The organism is Hymenobacter sp. YC55, assembly GCF_029433095.1.
Classification (GTDB): Bacteria; Bacteroidota; Bacteroidia; order Cytophagales; family Hymenobacteraceae; genus Hymenobacter.
On record NZ_JARNTX010000001.1, the window covers coordinates 1,731,904 to 1,746,853 of the forward strand.

At 55.4% G+C, this 14,950-nt stretch carries 7 protein-coding genes; 2 read left to right on the top strand and 5 right to left on the bottom strand.

Annotation, left to right across the window (positions count from 1 at the left end):
* The first annotated feature begins 40 nt into the window (after nucleotides 1-40).
* A complete protein-coding gene (locus tag P1X16_RS07350) occupies nucleotides 41-670 on the top strand; it encodes an SDR family oxidoreductase (RefSeq protein ID WP_277227296.1) in 630 nt (209 codons plus the stop codon).
* Nucleotides 671-907: 237 nt separating this feature from the next.
* On the opposite strand, the gene P1X16_RS07355 is transcribed toward P1X16_RS07350, so the two are convergent.
* From P1X16_RS07355 to topA, 5 genes are all read right to left on the bottom strand, one after another.
* The gene (locus tag P1X16_RS07355) at nucleotides 908-4,576 is read right to left on the bottom strand and encodes a hypothetical protein (RefSeq protein ID WP_277227297.1); all 3,669 of its coding nucleotides are present in this window, start codon (nucleotides 4,574-4,576) and stop codon (nucleotides 908-910) included.
* A gap of 141 nt (nucleotides 4,577-4,717) precedes the next feature.
* On the bottom strand, nucleotides 4,718-5,278 hold the full coding sequence (locus tag P1X16_RS07360; protein WP_277227298.1) for a metal-dependent hydrolase: 561 nt from the start codon (nucleotides 5,276-5,278) through the stop codon (nucleotides 4,718-4,720).
* 119 nt (nucleotides 5,279-5,397) lie between these two features.
* Nucleotides 5,398-6,090, bottom strand: coding sequence for an NAD-dependent deacylase (locus P1X16_RS07365; RefSeq protein WP_277227299.1), 693 nt, complete (start codon nucleotides 6,088-6,090; stop codon nucleotides 5,398-5,400).
* Between the two features lie 162 nt (nucleotides 6,091-6,252).
* Nucleotides 6,253-7,122 carry a DUF4846 domain-containing protein gene (locus P1X16_RS07370; RefSeq protein WP_277227300.1) on the bottom strand — a complete coding sequence of 290 codons (870 nt, stop codon included), beginning with the start codon at nucleotides 7,120-7,122 and terminating at the stop codon, nucleotides 6,253-6,255.
* 432 nt (nucleotides 7,123-7,554) lie between these two features.
* A complete protein-coding gene (gene topA, locus P1X16_RS07375) occupies nucleotides 7,555-10,059 on the bottom strand; it encodes a type I DNA topoisomerase (protein WP_277227301.1) in 2,505 nt (834 codons plus the stop codon).
* Nucleotides 10,060-10,407: 348 nt separating this feature from the next.
* On the opposite strand from topA, the gene P1X16_RS07380 reads away from it, so the two are divergent.
* Nucleotides 10,408-14,814: a HAMP domain-containing protein gene (locus P1X16_RS07380; RefSeq protein WP_277227302.1), complete on the top strand. Its 4,407-nt coding sequence runs from the start codon at nucleotides 10,408-10,410 to the stop codon at nucleotides 14,812-14,814.
* The last annotated feature ends 136 nt before the right edge of the window (nucleotides 14,815-14,950 follow it).

Consider the following 14,950-nt stretch of genomic DNA (forward strand, 5'->3'; position numbering starts at 1 on the left):
CGCGAGGGTGCGACGGTACTTTGTTGAAAAACAAACTACTATGAACGCACTTATTTTCGGCGCTACGGGCGGTACCGGCCGCCAACTAGTACAACAGGCCTTAGCGCAAGGCCACATGGTCACGGCTTTTGCTCGTAACCCCCTCAAACTTGGGTTGCAGCATCCCAACCTGCGCGTCGTGCAGGGTGACGTGCTTGATTTTGTGTCGGTCGAGCAGGCAATGCAAGGCCAGGAGGTGGTGTTGTCGGCGCTTGGGGCGCCTGCTAGCCAGAAGGACGCGGTACGGTCCGAGGGGACGAGCCACATCATTCGGGCCATGGAGCAAACCGGGGTGCGGCGCTTTATCTGCCTGACCACGCTCGGCATCGGCGACAGCCAAGAGGCACTGCCTTTCTCCTACAAATACCTGATTGTGCCGCTGTTTCTGCGGCAGGCTTTCGCCGATTCGGAACGGCAGGAAGACTACATCCGGCAGAGCACGTTGGAGTGGACTATTGCCCGGCCCGCTACGCTCACAAACGGCCAGCGCACCGGCCAATACCGGCACGGCTTTCCCGCCACTGAAAAAGGCCTTAAGATCAAGATTTCGCGAGCCGACGTAGCAGATTTCATGCTCCGGCAAGTGCAGGACCGTACCTACCTGCGTAAAGCGGCGTCTTTATCGTACTGAGTTAGGTTTTCCTTATGCGTCGCAATACCCATGTATTACGACCGTCTGTCGACGGGAACGGTCATTCATTGCGAGATGGCTAACTAAGGCAGTCAATCAGTACTACTGATATAGGTATTACAGCACTGCAGCCACAGGACACATAGAAATTCTATGATGGCCTGTGGCTGCTGAGGTATGTTATATGCAGAACGACTGCAACTTGCTAACAGACTACGCTAGCGTAGCATCTTGATGCTATTGGTCGATGCGGAAACCTAGACCGAACTGAATTAGGCCACTTTCCTCAGGCGATACCTGATAGGATACCGACAAAGCCAACTGGTCGGAGACGGGCGCTATGTAGAAGCCGGCGCCATAGCCATCGTGCCAGCCGCCCGGCGAGTTGGCTTTGTAGTACACCCGGCCCTTGTCATAGAAACCGAATAGGCCGTAGGAGAAGGGCAGGAAGTTGTTTTTCACTTGTCCGAGTGCTAGGCGCAACTCGGAGTTGAAAAACAAGCTGGCGTCGCCGGTGAAACGGTTGCGGACGTAGCCGCGCAGGTTTTCGCGCTGGCCCAGGTAGGCAAGCTTATAGAATGGAATTTCCTCGGTCTTGCCATAGGTTTTGGCGCCGCCGCCCTTAAGCACCAGCGTCACCGGAATCAGCAGCCGGGCCGTGCCATAGTATTCGGCGAAGCCTTGCGTTAGGCCGTAGTTACTTTTGTCGTTGTTGAGCTGGAAGTACGTGTCGTGCTGGGCGCGCAGCCGAACACCGCGCCGCGCAAACTGCTGCCGGTCGCGCAAATCCAAGTCAAGCAAGGCATTCAAACCGGCCAGCCGTTGCAACGAGGTGTTCGGTACCGGGACATCAGGCTGCGTTGGGTTGTCGATGAGCTGCCCCAGGTAGGTGTTGCGCGCAAAGTTGGTTTCGTACTGCTCGTAGCCGGCCCCAAGGCGGAAGAGGCTGCGCTGGAAGAACACTCGCTCCGTGAAAACACTACCCCTGTAGCCTCTGTAGCGGGCCTTATAGTAGTTGTTGTCGTAGAGTCCATCGTCCTTGGTCGTGTTGTTGCCGAGCCCGAAGAAGTTGTAGAACTGGAAAAAGTTGCCGTACTCAGCCCGGGCACCAATATCAAAAAGCCCGATAGCGTGGCGGTGGCGCATGTTGAGGGCCACTTCAAAGTTGCCGTTTGTCGAGCCCTGCACGTCGAAACCATAGAGGTTTTTGAAGCCCGGTTTGCGGAAGCCTTGGCGCACAATGTCCACGCCGATGCCCGCGCCAAACCCGTCGCTTTGGTTGTAGATGAGCGTAGCGCGGGGCGTATAGCCGTCGTAATTGAAAGCCTCCCGATCGTAGCTGTTGACGGATGGTTTCGCAGAAGTGCGGTTGTCGCTTTCCGAACCTAGCTTGAGGTCGGTATCGGGTACGTCGTAGACCTTGGTGAGTGTGCGCAACCCGCTTACTTGCGAATTATCAGCAATCTGGTCTTTGCCGTCTCCCCCGATGATGCGCACCAGAACACTGTTTTTAGCGGCGCCCGTTACCGTGAAAATGTCTTTGCCATCAAGGCCGTACAGGCTGACTTCATCGGTTTCGTTGCGCTTGAAGGTGCGCTCGAACAGCGGTGCGCCGTCGGGCTGGTCGCCTTCCTTTGCTTTGTCGAACATGCGGACTCGTACATTGCCGTCGGCTTGGCGGTCCACCTGAAACACTTCGGCCTTGTTGGAGCCTACCACATCCACCCGCTTGGCCAGCATTAGATAGTAGTCGTCCAGCGCCTTGGGGAGTTCCTGAATGCGGGCTTTGAGTTTGCGATTCAAATCGTTGCCCGAAAGCGGCATCATTTCCTTGGGCAGCTGAGCCGTGGCTTGGTCGATGGCCGCGGGCGTAATCTTGGTTTGCATGTACTGCCCAATTTCCTGCCACTGTTCCCGCGTTAGGCTTTGCAGCAAAAACCGGTCGAGGTTGCGGGCCGGCCAGTTCAGGCTTTCCAGATCATCGAACTTGCTTTGAAAGTCTTCGATGCTGGGTACGGCCCATTCGCGGTTGGCGAGGTAAGTCAGCAGGCCATTCCAGAGCGTGAATGACTGGTCCCGGTCGCGCGGAATAGGCTTATAGACGGTGTTTTTACCTTCCTTATAGCCGGCCCACTTCCAGTTGTCTTCGTGCTTACCGAAGTCGGCCACCAGCATGTCGAAAGCCCGGGCCTTACCGAAGGCAACAGCGTCAATGCGGTTATCGTGGTCTTTGTAGAGCTGCCGGAAAAAGCTGAACGAACGGCGCACCTCATCGGCCCCGCCGAAGCCAGGCAAATTAGGCTTGGGGTCTACGGGCCGGTCTTCGAGCGTACCAAACAAGCCGGCGTACTCTTCCCGATAAGGGCCTAGCTGCTGGTTGTCGGGTAGCACGAAGAGGCGGGGCCGAGCGTGCAGAATGTCGGTTTGATCGAGCAAAGAGCCAGTTACCAGCGCCGAATAAGGGTGAGCCGTGGGCGTGATGCCGCGTAGCACATTGGCCGCCACCGAATTGCGAAGCTCGGGTGGCAGAATCTTGGTTACATCTTTATCAACGGACCGAAACACGTACTCCGAGGAGTCGGCGGCAATCAGCTTCAGGGATGTTGTTTGGCGTCCGCCGCCGCGCCCGAATGCCCGCAGACCGCCTTTTTCGGTGTTTAGGTCCAGAGTAGGCACGGTAACTGGCTGCGTCCAGGAAGTGCGGTAAAGCGGACCCAAGAAGAACCTTGCGGCGCCGGTGCCGGCGTATTGTTTGCCGGCCGCCAGTGTCTGCACGGGCGGGGTTGCCACGTCGGGTTTCACTTCGGCTACGCCCTTCGGGGCGGTAGGGCACTCCGGAATAAAGCTGTTTACTGGCACATTGGGCAGCCGGGGCTCCTGGCAGGCCGACTGAAACAGTGTGGCCGTGTAGGCTTGCTTAGCAGTGGTGCCCGCGCCATCGAAAGCATAGAAAAAGGCCTTCACCGTGCCGTCGGCGTAATACTCCAGCTTTGAAAACCCTTCTTCCGACTTGTTGTACTGCGAGCTAGCATTGGCTCCAACGTGTTGCTTTTCGGCAAACGAGCCGGATACCAAATGGTAGTTGTCTTCGAGGCGAGTAAGCTGCAAGCTGTAGTCGTGGGCGGCGGCGTACACCGCGCCGGGGTTGTCGCGCAATGTGTTCAGCATCTCTTTGCGAAAACCCTGATAGGCTGGATTGGCCATGTCGCGCGGTGTGCCCACATTCTGGCGGTACGCCGCGTAGATGCTGCCTGCCACCGGCGGCAGCAAGTGCCGGCTCAGAGGTTGGTTGCCACCGTACACGCCGTTGGTAACCACGGGCTGGTGACCGACTAGCAACACGTTCTTGCCCTTGGTGTCGTCGAGTAGATCCTGTAGCTGCTCTCGAAATTCCTCTTGCGTGAGCGTTTTGCAATCGGTATCGGGGGCTTCAGGCCGGTCGAAGGGGTGCGTGAACCAAGGCGAGTTCAACGCCACGAGCCGCACGTTCGGCGCCACGTCGATTACTTCGGGGCCAGGGCAACCGCCGGTAGGAGCAAAGGCATTTTGGTTGGGCAAGCGCTTTTCAATGTACTCTTCGAGGCGGCGTACGCGCTTCAGGCCATCGGGACCGGAGTTGGCCCAATCCCGGTCGCCGGGTACAAAGTAGATTTTACCGTTTGGCAAATCCTTTACCAAGGCCAAAAGGGCATCAATGCGGGCCGTCTCGTTGGTGCGGCTGGAATCTTGCTTGGTACCCAAGCCCTGCGGCCCGGCCATGTCTCCGAGGTGAACTACTGTAAAAGTGCCGGCTTGCTGTTCTAACGCCTTACGCAACGTTTGCAAATGGGTAGTTGGCAGGTCGGCGGTGGCAGTATTGCCGAATAAGTAAACGGTGTGTGCTGCCGGGGCGGAGGTCTGAGCCAAAACAGGTGATGTAGTGGCCAAGCCTAAAGCGGCTAACAACAAACAGCGCAGATGTGAATGCATAGAAAACGGACTAGCTACCTGCGTGCGCAGGGGGTAGGCAGATGATATTTAACTGAAATTTAATTTCAGTTGCCCCTTTTAACCTGCTCTGTCCTGTAAAGGTTGGCTTCTTAACAGTAACAACCGGTTTAGCAGCAAAAGCAGTAAACAAGGCAACCCCACCCAAACCACCTCGCTGGCAAGCACCCGCATTGCCTTTTGGCCCGCAAAATTGCGAATGCCAATAGGTGATACTTGGATAGGTCGAAATTCAAAAAAGTAGCGTTGCTGGTCGATTGGGCTGAAAAAAGCTACCCCTAAACCACCTGTAGTCATGGCGTCGAGCAGGCCGTGTGAAGCCGTGGCCAAGAACAGCAATACCCATATCCGCGTCAGCCCGGGGGCATTTGTTGCTCGCCGTGGGCTGTACAATCCAACCAGAACTGTTGCTACTACTGCTGCCGCTAGTAAGGAATGCGTTAGGCCCCGGTGCCCCCATAAGGCGGCGTAAGGCACATGAAATTTAAAGCCAACTACATCGGCATCAGGCAAAAACGCGCACGCAGCCGCTAGTATCCACCAGCGCCAGTGCCGCCGTTCCGGAAGTAGCAGCACACCTATTGTGGCGCCTAGTGCTGTATGTCCGAAAACGGAAGCCATATTCCTCTTTGTTTGCTATAGTGCGAAGCCAAGCTTAGACAGAGCGTGGCAAAAAATGCTGACACGCTCTGTAATATATAGCTGATAAATAATATTAAAAATCGGAATTGTGCTACCCCTTACAAATTGCTCCGCAATTCTGCTGCTACCCGCGCTACGCCCGTGCTGGCCGGCTCCGTAACAAAGTGAAGGTTAGGCCGGCCCATCAGTGGGGGCTGGTGCGGGTCGATGACGTAAATAGGGCAGAAGCTCGGGGCATAGTGCACCAAATTGGCTGCCGGATACACTTGCAACGACGTACCCACCACCAGAAAAATATCAGCCGTAGCCGCCTCGTCCATGGCTAGCTCCATTAGCGGTACCTGCTCCCCGAACCACACGATGTTCGGCCGAAGCTGATGCCCTTTTTCGCACATCTCTCCTAACTCAATCCGGTCTGACTCCATAGGATACACCAGTTCCTCGTGCAATGAGCTGCGCGACTCGAACAATTTGCCGTGCAGATGAATTACCTGCGAAGAACCAGCCCGTTCGTGCAGATCATCCACGTTTTGAGTTAATATCACCACGTCGAAATCCTGCTCTAGCTCCACCAGGGCCCGATGACCAGCATTGGGCTGTGCCACCCGCGCAGCGGCGCGGCGTTGGTTGTAGAAGTCCAGCACCAGTTCCGGATTTCGCGCCCATCCTTCGGGGGAAGCTACATCTTCTACCCGATGCCCTTCCCAAAGACCATCGGAACCGCGGAAAGTAGCCAGCCCACTTTCTGCACTTATGCCTGCGCCGGTTAAGGCCACCAGTTTCTTTTTCATAGTGTGTAGCATAAGAGTATGCTTGTAAAGCGTGCTGAATCAAACGAATAGCCTCGGCGGCGAGAAATTCGCTACAAGTGCTAGCTCATTTGTGCAGGTGCCAAGGTAGATGCTGTGACAACTTAATCAAGCAAATAAACTCCTGCAAAAGACTTAGCTCGATCAAAACCGCCGCAATTCTTCGCGCCTGAATACCCATTCCGGCGTAGCAAATCGTGCATTGTCAGGCTGTATGGCAAACCACGCACCGCCTAACGATTCTGTGTTACGAAGCACATGTATCTGTTGCGCGGGCATATAGCTTTGGGCTAACAACACATAGCGTTGACCGGTAGTGAGGTGCTCCGCTACATCTAGCACAAGTACAGCGTGGCCCGGCGAGCCGCCTCGGATAAATACGTCGCCTGGCTGCACGTTGGCGAGGGAAACAGGTGTTAGTTCTCTTGCCAAGGACAGCGTGCCAGCGTAAGTGAAAATCTGGTCTAGATAACGCCGGAAAACAGCGTGAGTAGGCTTTTCTACTGTTTTAGAAGCGGGCAACACCTCGTCACCACTCACACGAAAGCCCTGGCCGCTGTACCAGTCCGCAAACCGAATATCGTGCCCGCTGGTGAGGTGAAAGTGCACTTGGTCGGGCTTCCTGGAAAACTCGTATTCACCCCGCAACCGGATAACAGCATCCGCGCATTGCTGCAAGTCACGGGTGCCAACGTCGATATGCAACACTGCCGCATGAACGGTTTGCGGGTCTTTTAGCTTGCCATCATGAAGGTGCACAGCCGTGCCGGCGGGCAGCAGTGGTAAGTAGCGCAACCAATGCCCAAAGGAACCCGGCTCCACTGCCACGCGCTGGCAACCCGGCGGAACTGCAAACCGAGCAGCTAGGCTGCGCTTAACATGGTAAGTGCCTGCAGGCAGCCACAGATAATGGTTCGATGTTGCGTCAATTAATTTAACTGATTGTGCGCTAGTCGTTGACAAGGTGCCTCCTAAAACAGCGAATGTTAGGATTGATAGAAATACTAAGCGCACTTTAACAAATAAATAAACGTGAAATGCCCACGCTGCGCAGGCGTAGGCAGTATAGATGACGCAATAACGGTAGTATCTAAGGTTACTATATAAGGTCTGCCTTATAATATTTTCAAGACACGCGTGAGTGTGGTGCTTGAAACCAGGCCGCTAGCTCGGGCAGCTATAGCTTTAGTTTGCCACACCGCCTATCTAATGATGCTAATGCTATACTCAGACTAAGTTGTAATGCATTGTTCAGGTTAAGCGTGAAGCGGAGTTCAATAATTTCCAACGGAAATAACGCGACCGAACTTAACGTTCGAGTTGAAGTAAGGCTATTGCGCATATTTCAATGTGAGGAATGCTGCGAACGGCCTACTCTGTCTTACGCATAAAAAATCGGCCTGCCGATAACTCAGCAGGCCGATAAGTAGTTGAAATTTCAGGATATTATTTTGCTTTCGCCGTTGCCTTCTTAGTAGTGGCGCCAGCTGCTTTTTTCGCGGCCGGTTTCTTTGCTGCGGGCTTTTTAGCAGCAGTTGCAGCAGGCTTTTTCTTGGCTGGCTTATCAGCTGCATCAGCTGCGTCAGCTTCCGGAGTGGCTTTCTTGGCGAAGCGGCCGCCTTTAGCGGGTTTATCGGGAGTGGCGGCGGCCAGTTCCAAACAACGCTCTAGCGTGAGGCCAGCAGGTTCTTCTCCTTTCGGAATCTTCACGTTCTTTTTGCCCGCCACGATGTAAGGACCAAACCGACCGTTCAGAACTTGAATATTTGGGTTTTCAGGAAACTCCTTTATGAGGCGTTCCGCGTCGGTTTTGCGCTTGTTCTCAATCAACTCGATAGCCTCAGTGGCCGTGATGGTGTGTGGGTCCTGCTCCTTAGTAAGAGAGTAGAACTTGCCATCGTGGCGGATGTAAGGCCCGAAACGACCCAAGGCCGCCGTCATATCTTTGTCTTCGTATTGGCCAACAATACGCGGCAATTTGAACAAGTCCAGTGCCTCTTCCAGGGTGATATTCTCGATGAATTGGCCTTTACGCAAGCTGGCATATACCGCCTTTTCACCTTCGGGTGCACCTTCTTTGGGCTCAATTTGAACGTACGGGCCATAGCGACCCAAACGGGCTGTAAGCTTCTGACCGGTTTCGGGGTGAATCCCGATAACGCGGGTGCTGCCCAACGTGCTACGCTCGATGTCCTGGCCGCGCTCCACAGTGGCGTGGAAAGTACTGTAGAAACCCGACAGCATATCAGTCCATAACTCGTGGCCGTTGGCTATCTGGTCGAATTCGTCTTCTACCTTGGCCGTGAACTGAAAGTCAACGATGACGGGGAAGTGCTCTACCAGGAAGTCGTTGACGACCATAGCCGTATCGGTCGGGAACAGCTTGGCCTTGTCGGCACCGAAGGTTTCAGTTTTCACTTCCGTCTTCACTGCGTCACCATCCAGGGTCAGCACATGGAACTTGCGTTCCTTGCCTTCACGCGAGTCCTTTTCCACGTAGCCACGCTTCTGAATGGTGCTGATGGTAGGAGCATAGGTGGATGGCCGACCGATGCCCATTTCTTCCAGCTTCTTTACCAGCGAAGCTTCTGTGTAACGAGCTGGCGGCGAAGCAAAACGCTCCATGGCCCGCAGCAATTGCAAAGGAAGTTGCTGGCCTACGCTCAGGGGGGGCAAGCCGCGCGAGAACGACGAGTCCGTGTTGTTTGCTTCGTCGAGTTCTTCTTCGTCTTTGCTTTCGGCATAGGCTTTCAAGAAGCCTTCGAACGTGATAACCTCGCCTGTAGCCGACAGTAAAACGCCAGGCTGGGTGCTGATACCGATGCTGGCAACCGTGCGCTCAATTACGGCATCGGCCATCTGCGAGGCCATGGCCCGCTTCCGAATCAGGTCATACAAACGCTGCTCCTGCGAATCAGAGCCAGCTTTTGCCAGTGCAAAATCGGTGGGGCGAATTGCTTCGTGAGCTTCCTGCGCAGAAGCAGACTTGGTTTTGTATACGCGGGTTTGGGCGTACTCAGGTCCGTAAGCACGGCTGATTTCAACGCGGGCTGCATCAAGAGCATCCTGCGAGAGGTTCACCGAGTCGGTCCGCATGTAGCTGATCTTGCCCGCTTCATAAAGCTTTTGGGCCACGCTCATGGTCTGCGCTACCGAAAAGCCCAGCTTACGCGAGGCTTCCTGTTGTAGGGTAGACGTAGTGAATGGTGGCGCAGGGCTGCGCTTGCCGGGCTTTTTCTCTAGGTTCTCAATGCGGTAATCGGCGCCTACGCACCGTGCCAGGAAGGCTTCTGCCTCGTCCCGCGTCTTGAAGCGAGTAGGAAGTTCGGCTTCCAGCACCGCCCCGCGGCCCGCATCGAAGCGTGCCGTTACGCGGTACGCCGACGACACTTTGAACTGGTTGATTTCACGTTCCCGCTCCACCACAATACGCACGGCTACGCTCTGCACACGACCCGCCGATAAGCCGGCTTTCACCTTTTTCCAGAGCACTGGGCTTAGCTCAAAACCCACCAACCGGTCGAGGACGCGGCGGGCTTGCTGAGCATTCACCAAGTTCAGGTCGATTTCTCGCGGGGTGGCAATAGCGTTGAGGATGGCGTTCTTGGTGATTTCACGGAACACAATCCGACGGGTTTTGTCGGTGCCGCTGAGGTTAAGCGTTTCGGCTAAGTGCCAGGAAATAGCCTCGCCTTCCCGGTCATCGTCGCTCGCTAACCATACGGTTTCCGCTTCCTTCGACAGCTTTTTGAGCTGCGTGATTATCTCTCGCTTGTCGGCCGATACCACGTAGGTAGGCTTGAAGCCGTTGGCTATGTCAATTGCGTTATTATCCTTGGGCAGGTCGCGGACGTGGCCGAAGGAACTCTTAACGACATAGTCCTTGCCCAAGTAGCCTTCTATAGTTTTGGCTTTGGCAGGCGACTCGACGATGACTAGGTTTTTGACCATTGGGTGGATAAAATTGCTACGGTAGAGGGCCAGCTAAGATGGAGACTCAGTATAGAAAACGCGGCGATGGGCAAGAAGTTGAATTTTGCCGCAAAGATGCTTTAATAATCTGGTGTGTCAGTGCCCACCGCACAATAACTCTGCCACACCCCGGGACTACAGCAAGAGACAAACAGTAAAGTAGAGGCAACTGGTTCACTGAAATCTTTCCCTTGTCTTGCTTCTAAGCACATAATCCTGTGCGAAGGAATAAGTGTATTCCTTACCTTTGCCAAGTAGAGAAAGGCCGTTTTCGGTAAGTTCTCGTTTGCTTCGCCTACTTTCCACGGGCCTCGCTACTCCTACTTTATGGCATCAGGTAAGAATACCACCACCCAACGCGCCGCCCCCGCGGCTGCTTCCAACTCTGTTGTTGAGCCCGGCCAACTCGCCGAGGTTGCATCCAATGGAGAAAATACCCGCAAACGCGGTACCGGACGCAGCACCCGCAACAACGAGGCTGTTCAGAATCCCGATTACGTCAACGATCAACTCAACCGAGTGCTTTATGCTCTCGATGCTTTCAAAAAAGGGGATGTTTCGGTGCGCCTCACCAAACAAACCGATGACATCTTCGCTGAAATAGCCGAGGCCTACAACTCCATGGTGGAGATGATAGGTGGCGTAGGGGGAGAAGTGTCGCGCATTTCGAAAGTAGCCGGGGTGGAAGGCAACCTGAAGGCCCGTGCGTCCGCCGACAATGCCGCTGGTTTCTGGCGCGACATGATCAACAACATCAACGGGCTGGTAGATAGCATTGCCGTGCCGGTGTTGGAAGTAGGCAAGGTGCTCAAGAACATCAGCAAAGGCAACCTCGACGAAACCTTCCAGATTCCAGTATCTGGCGACTTCAAGGTGATGGCCGAAACCATCAACAAGACCATCGACAACCTCAACCTGTTTGCCGGCGAAGTAACCCGTGTGGCGCAGGAGGTAGGTACCGAAGGTAAGCTTGGTGGACAAGCCTCGGTGCCGAATGTAGGCGGCGTGTGGAAAGACCTGACCGACAACGTAAATACGATGGCGTCCAATCTGACCTCTCAGGTGCGCGACATTGCCAACGTGGCCAGCGCGGTTGCCAAAGGCGACCTGACGCAAAAGATGACGGTGGATGTGAAGGGGGAAATCCTGGAGTTGAAGAACATCCTCAACCAGATGGTGGACTCGCTCAACATCTTCGGTGACGAAGTAACCCGCGTGGCGCTGGAGGTTGGTACGGAGGGTAAACTTGGGGGCCAAGCGTCGGTGCCCAACGTGGCCGGGGTGTGGAAAGACCTGACCGACAACGTGAACTATATGGCGTCCAACCTGACGAGTCAGGTGCGTGACATTGCCAACGTAGCCAGCGCCGTAGCTAAGGGTGACCTCAGCCAGAAGATGACGGTCGATGTGAAAGGCGAACTGCTCGACCTCAAGCAGAACCTGAATCAGATGGTGGATTCGCTGAACCTGTTTGCCGGCGAAGTAACCCGCGTGGCTCTGGAAGTAGGTACCGAAGGTAAGCTTGGCGGACAAGCTTCCGTACCGAATGTGGCAGGTGTCTGGAAAGAGTTGACCGATAACGTGAACTTCATGGCCTCGAACCTGACGTTGCAGGTACGAGACATTGCCAACGTAGCTACCGCCGTAGCGAAAGGCGACCTGACGCAAAAAATCACCGTGGAGTTGAAAGGCGAACTGCTCGATTTGAAGCAGAACCTAAACCAGATGGTAGATTCGCTGAACCTGTTTGCCGGTGAGGTAACCCGCGTAGCCCTGGAAGTAGGCACAGAAGGTAAGCTAGGCGGCCAAGCACTGGTGCCGAATGTGGCAGGCGTGTGGAAGGAACTGACCGACAATGTAAACTTCATGGCGTCCAACCTGACCTCTCAGGTACGAGACATTGCCAACGTGGCTACCGCCGTAGCCCGCGGCGACTTGAGCCAGAAGATGACGGTGGATGTGAAGGGGGAAATCCTGGAGTTGAAGAACATCCTCAACCAGATGGTGGACTCGCTCAACATCTTCGGTGACGAAGTAACCCGCGTAGCCCGCGAAGTAGGCACCGAAGGAAAGCTCGGCGGCCAAGCTGCTGTGCCGCGCGTAAGCGGCACCTGGAAAGACCTGACCGACAACGTAAACTTCATGGCCTCGAACCTGACCTCTCAGGTACGAGACATTGCCAACGTAGCCAGCGCCGTAGCGAAAGGCGACCTGACGCAGAAGATGACGGTAGATGTGAAAGGCGAGATATTCGACCTCAAGAACATCCTCAATCAGATGGTGGACTCGCTCAACATCTTCGCAGGCGAGGTAACCCGTGTAGCCCGTGAGGTGGGTACCGAGGGTATCCTTGGTGGTCAAGCGTCGGTGCCTAACGTTATGGGCACTTGGAAAGACCTGACCGACAATGTAAACACCATGGCCTCAAACCTGACCTCTCAGGTACGAGACATTGCCAACGTAGCTACTGCTGTTGCGAAAGGAGACTTGAGCCAGAAAGTAACGGTAAATGTGAAAGGGGAGCTCCTTCAGCTGAAGGAAAACCTGAACCAGATGGTGGACTCGCTGAATACGTTCGGTGATGAGGTAACTCGTGTGGCTCGCGAAGTAGGCACCGAAGGCAAACTCGGGGGCCAGGCCGATGTACCGAACGTGCGTGGTACGTGGAAAGACCTCACTGATAACGTAAACTTCATGGCCGCCTCGCTCACCAGCCAGGTGCGCGACATTGCCAACGTAACCACGGCTGTAGCGCGCGGCGACCTGAGCCAGAAGGTATCGGTAGATGTAAAAGGCGAATTGCTTGACCTCAAGGACAACATCAACCGGATGGTGGACTCGCTCAATATCTTCGCAGGCGAGGTAACCCGCGTGGCGCAGGAAGTAGGTACCGAAGGCCGCCTCGGTGGTCAGGCGCAAGTTCCTAACGTGAGCGGCGTGTGGAAAGACCTGACCGATAACGTAAATACCATGGCTGCCAACCTCACCACCCAGGTGCGGGGCATCGGCAAGGTAGTGACGGGCGTATCACAAGGCGACCTAACGCAGAAGCTGACACTGGAAGCCAAAGGCGAAGTAGCAGAGCTAGCCGATACCATCAACCGCATGGTGGACGACCTGAACCGTTTGGCGCAGGAAGTAAGCCGCGTGGCGAAAGTGGCCGGGGTGGAAGGTAAGCTGACCGAGCGTGCCACAGTAGGCGGTGTAAGCGGCTCGTGGAAGGAAATCGTAGATACCCTCAACGACCTGCTCGAATCCATTGCCTCGCCGGTACTGGAAGTGAGCCGCGTGGTACGGGCTATATCGGAAGGTGACCTCACGCAGCAAGTTGAAATTCAGACGGCCGGCGACATTCAAGCCATGGCCGACGCTCTCAACCTGGCCGTCGACAACCTCAACGACCTGCTGGCAGAAATCAACGAGTCGTCGCAGGTAGTGGGCACGTCGTCGGAGGAAATGGCGGCGAAAGGGCAGGAGATGAGCCGCGTAACCGTTGACGTGGCCTTGGCCATGCAGCAAATGGCCGAAGGCGCGCAAAACCAAGCATTGAAAACCGACCAGGCCTTCAAGCTGATCGAAGAGATTATGCAGGCCACCAAAGAAACGGCTGGCAAAGCCGACGTTGGTATCAAGGCCGCTATTCTTGGTGAGCAAACCTCGCAGCTCGGTCTGAAAACGGTGGCCGAAGTGGTAAAGAACATGGAGGAAATTTCGGCGGCCGCCGCTCAAACAGCTCGCACCATCGAAGTACTCTCCAACCGCTCGCAGGACATCAGCAAGACGCTGGCCGTCATCACCGACATTGCTTCCCAAACCAACCTGCTGGCTCTGAACGCGGCCATTGAAGCGGCCCGGGCTGGTGAGGCAGGTCGTGGTTTTGCGGTAGTAGCCGAGGAAATCCGGAAACTGGCCGAAGGCTCCCGTCGCTCGGCTTCGGAAATCGGTACGCTGGTTGACGACGTGAAGAAGGATACTACTAGCGCGGCAACGGCTATTTCCACCATGGAAGGCCGCGTACTGAAAGGGAAGAATGCTACGTTCGAAGCCAGCTCGGCCTTCAAGAACATTGCCACCAGCTCGGGTGAAACCCTCCGCACCTCCCGCGACATCCTGACGGCCACCGAGATTCAGAAAACCTCGATTGGCGACGTGGTGAAGTACGTGGAAGAAGTGGTAGCCATTGCCGAGCAAACCGCCACCGGTACGCAACAAGTGGCGGGCACGGCCAAAGGCTTGTCCAGCTCCATGTACGAGTTGACGGTATCGAGCCAGCGACTGACTGACATTGCCGATGACCTGCAGTTGGGCCTCTCCAACTTCCAGTTGATGGAAATATATGAGCCCGAACCAGAGCCCGAACCTGTCCGGCCGCGTCGCGTTATGCGTCGTCCGGCAACTCAGCCTCAGCCAGCACTGGTGGCAGCTAATCCAGCCCGAGACCGGGCCAGCCGCCGCCGCGTTACCTCTGCTGACACCGCTCAGGCACCCGCCCAAGCTGCTCGGCCCCAAACGACTACGCGTCGTGGCGATGGTCATAACGCAGCCGATAAAGCAGCGCCTGCTCGCAGTGCTGCCAGCAATGTGAAGGCTGAAGCACCACGCAATTCCAAACCGAGCCGGCGTGCCAGCAACGGCGCAATGCCAAAGTCTTCTAGTGGAGCAGCGCCAGCAGACGCACCGAAAGCGCAGGATGAAAAGCCAGCGAAGGGTCGGGCAAAAGAAAAAGCGAAATAAGTACCTGTATTGAATAGATCCTGCCTGTCGCACTAGAATGTTAGCTTGAACTTGTTGAAGCATAATGTTCTAGTGTGACAAGCCAGGAGCTTCGGTATGCTGGCAAATAGGCTCCTGCTAAAGCCGAAAGGTTGTA

Bases quoted from the DNA above. Each gene is read 5' to 3' on its own strand.
- P1X16_RS07350 (WP_277227296.1), top strand. From the start codon at position 41: ATGAACGCACTTATTTTCGGCGCTACGGGCGGTACCGGCCGCCAACTA.
- P1X16_RS07360 (WP_277227298.1), bottom strand. From the start codon at position 5,278: ATGGCTTCCGTTTTCGGACATACAGCACTAGGCGCCACAATAGGTGTG.
- P1X16_RS07365 (WP_277227299.1), bottom strand. From the start codon at position 6,090: ATGAAAAAGAAACTGGTGGCCTTAACCGGCGCAGGCATAAGTGCAGAA.
- topA (WP_277227301.1), bottom strand. From the start codon at position 10,059: ATGGTCAAAAACCTAGTCATCGTCGAGTCGCCTGCCAAAGCCAAAACT.
- P1X16_RS07380 (WP_277227302.1), top strand. From the start codon at position 10,408: ATGGCATCAGGTAAGAATACCACCACCCAACGCGCCGCCCCCGCGGCT.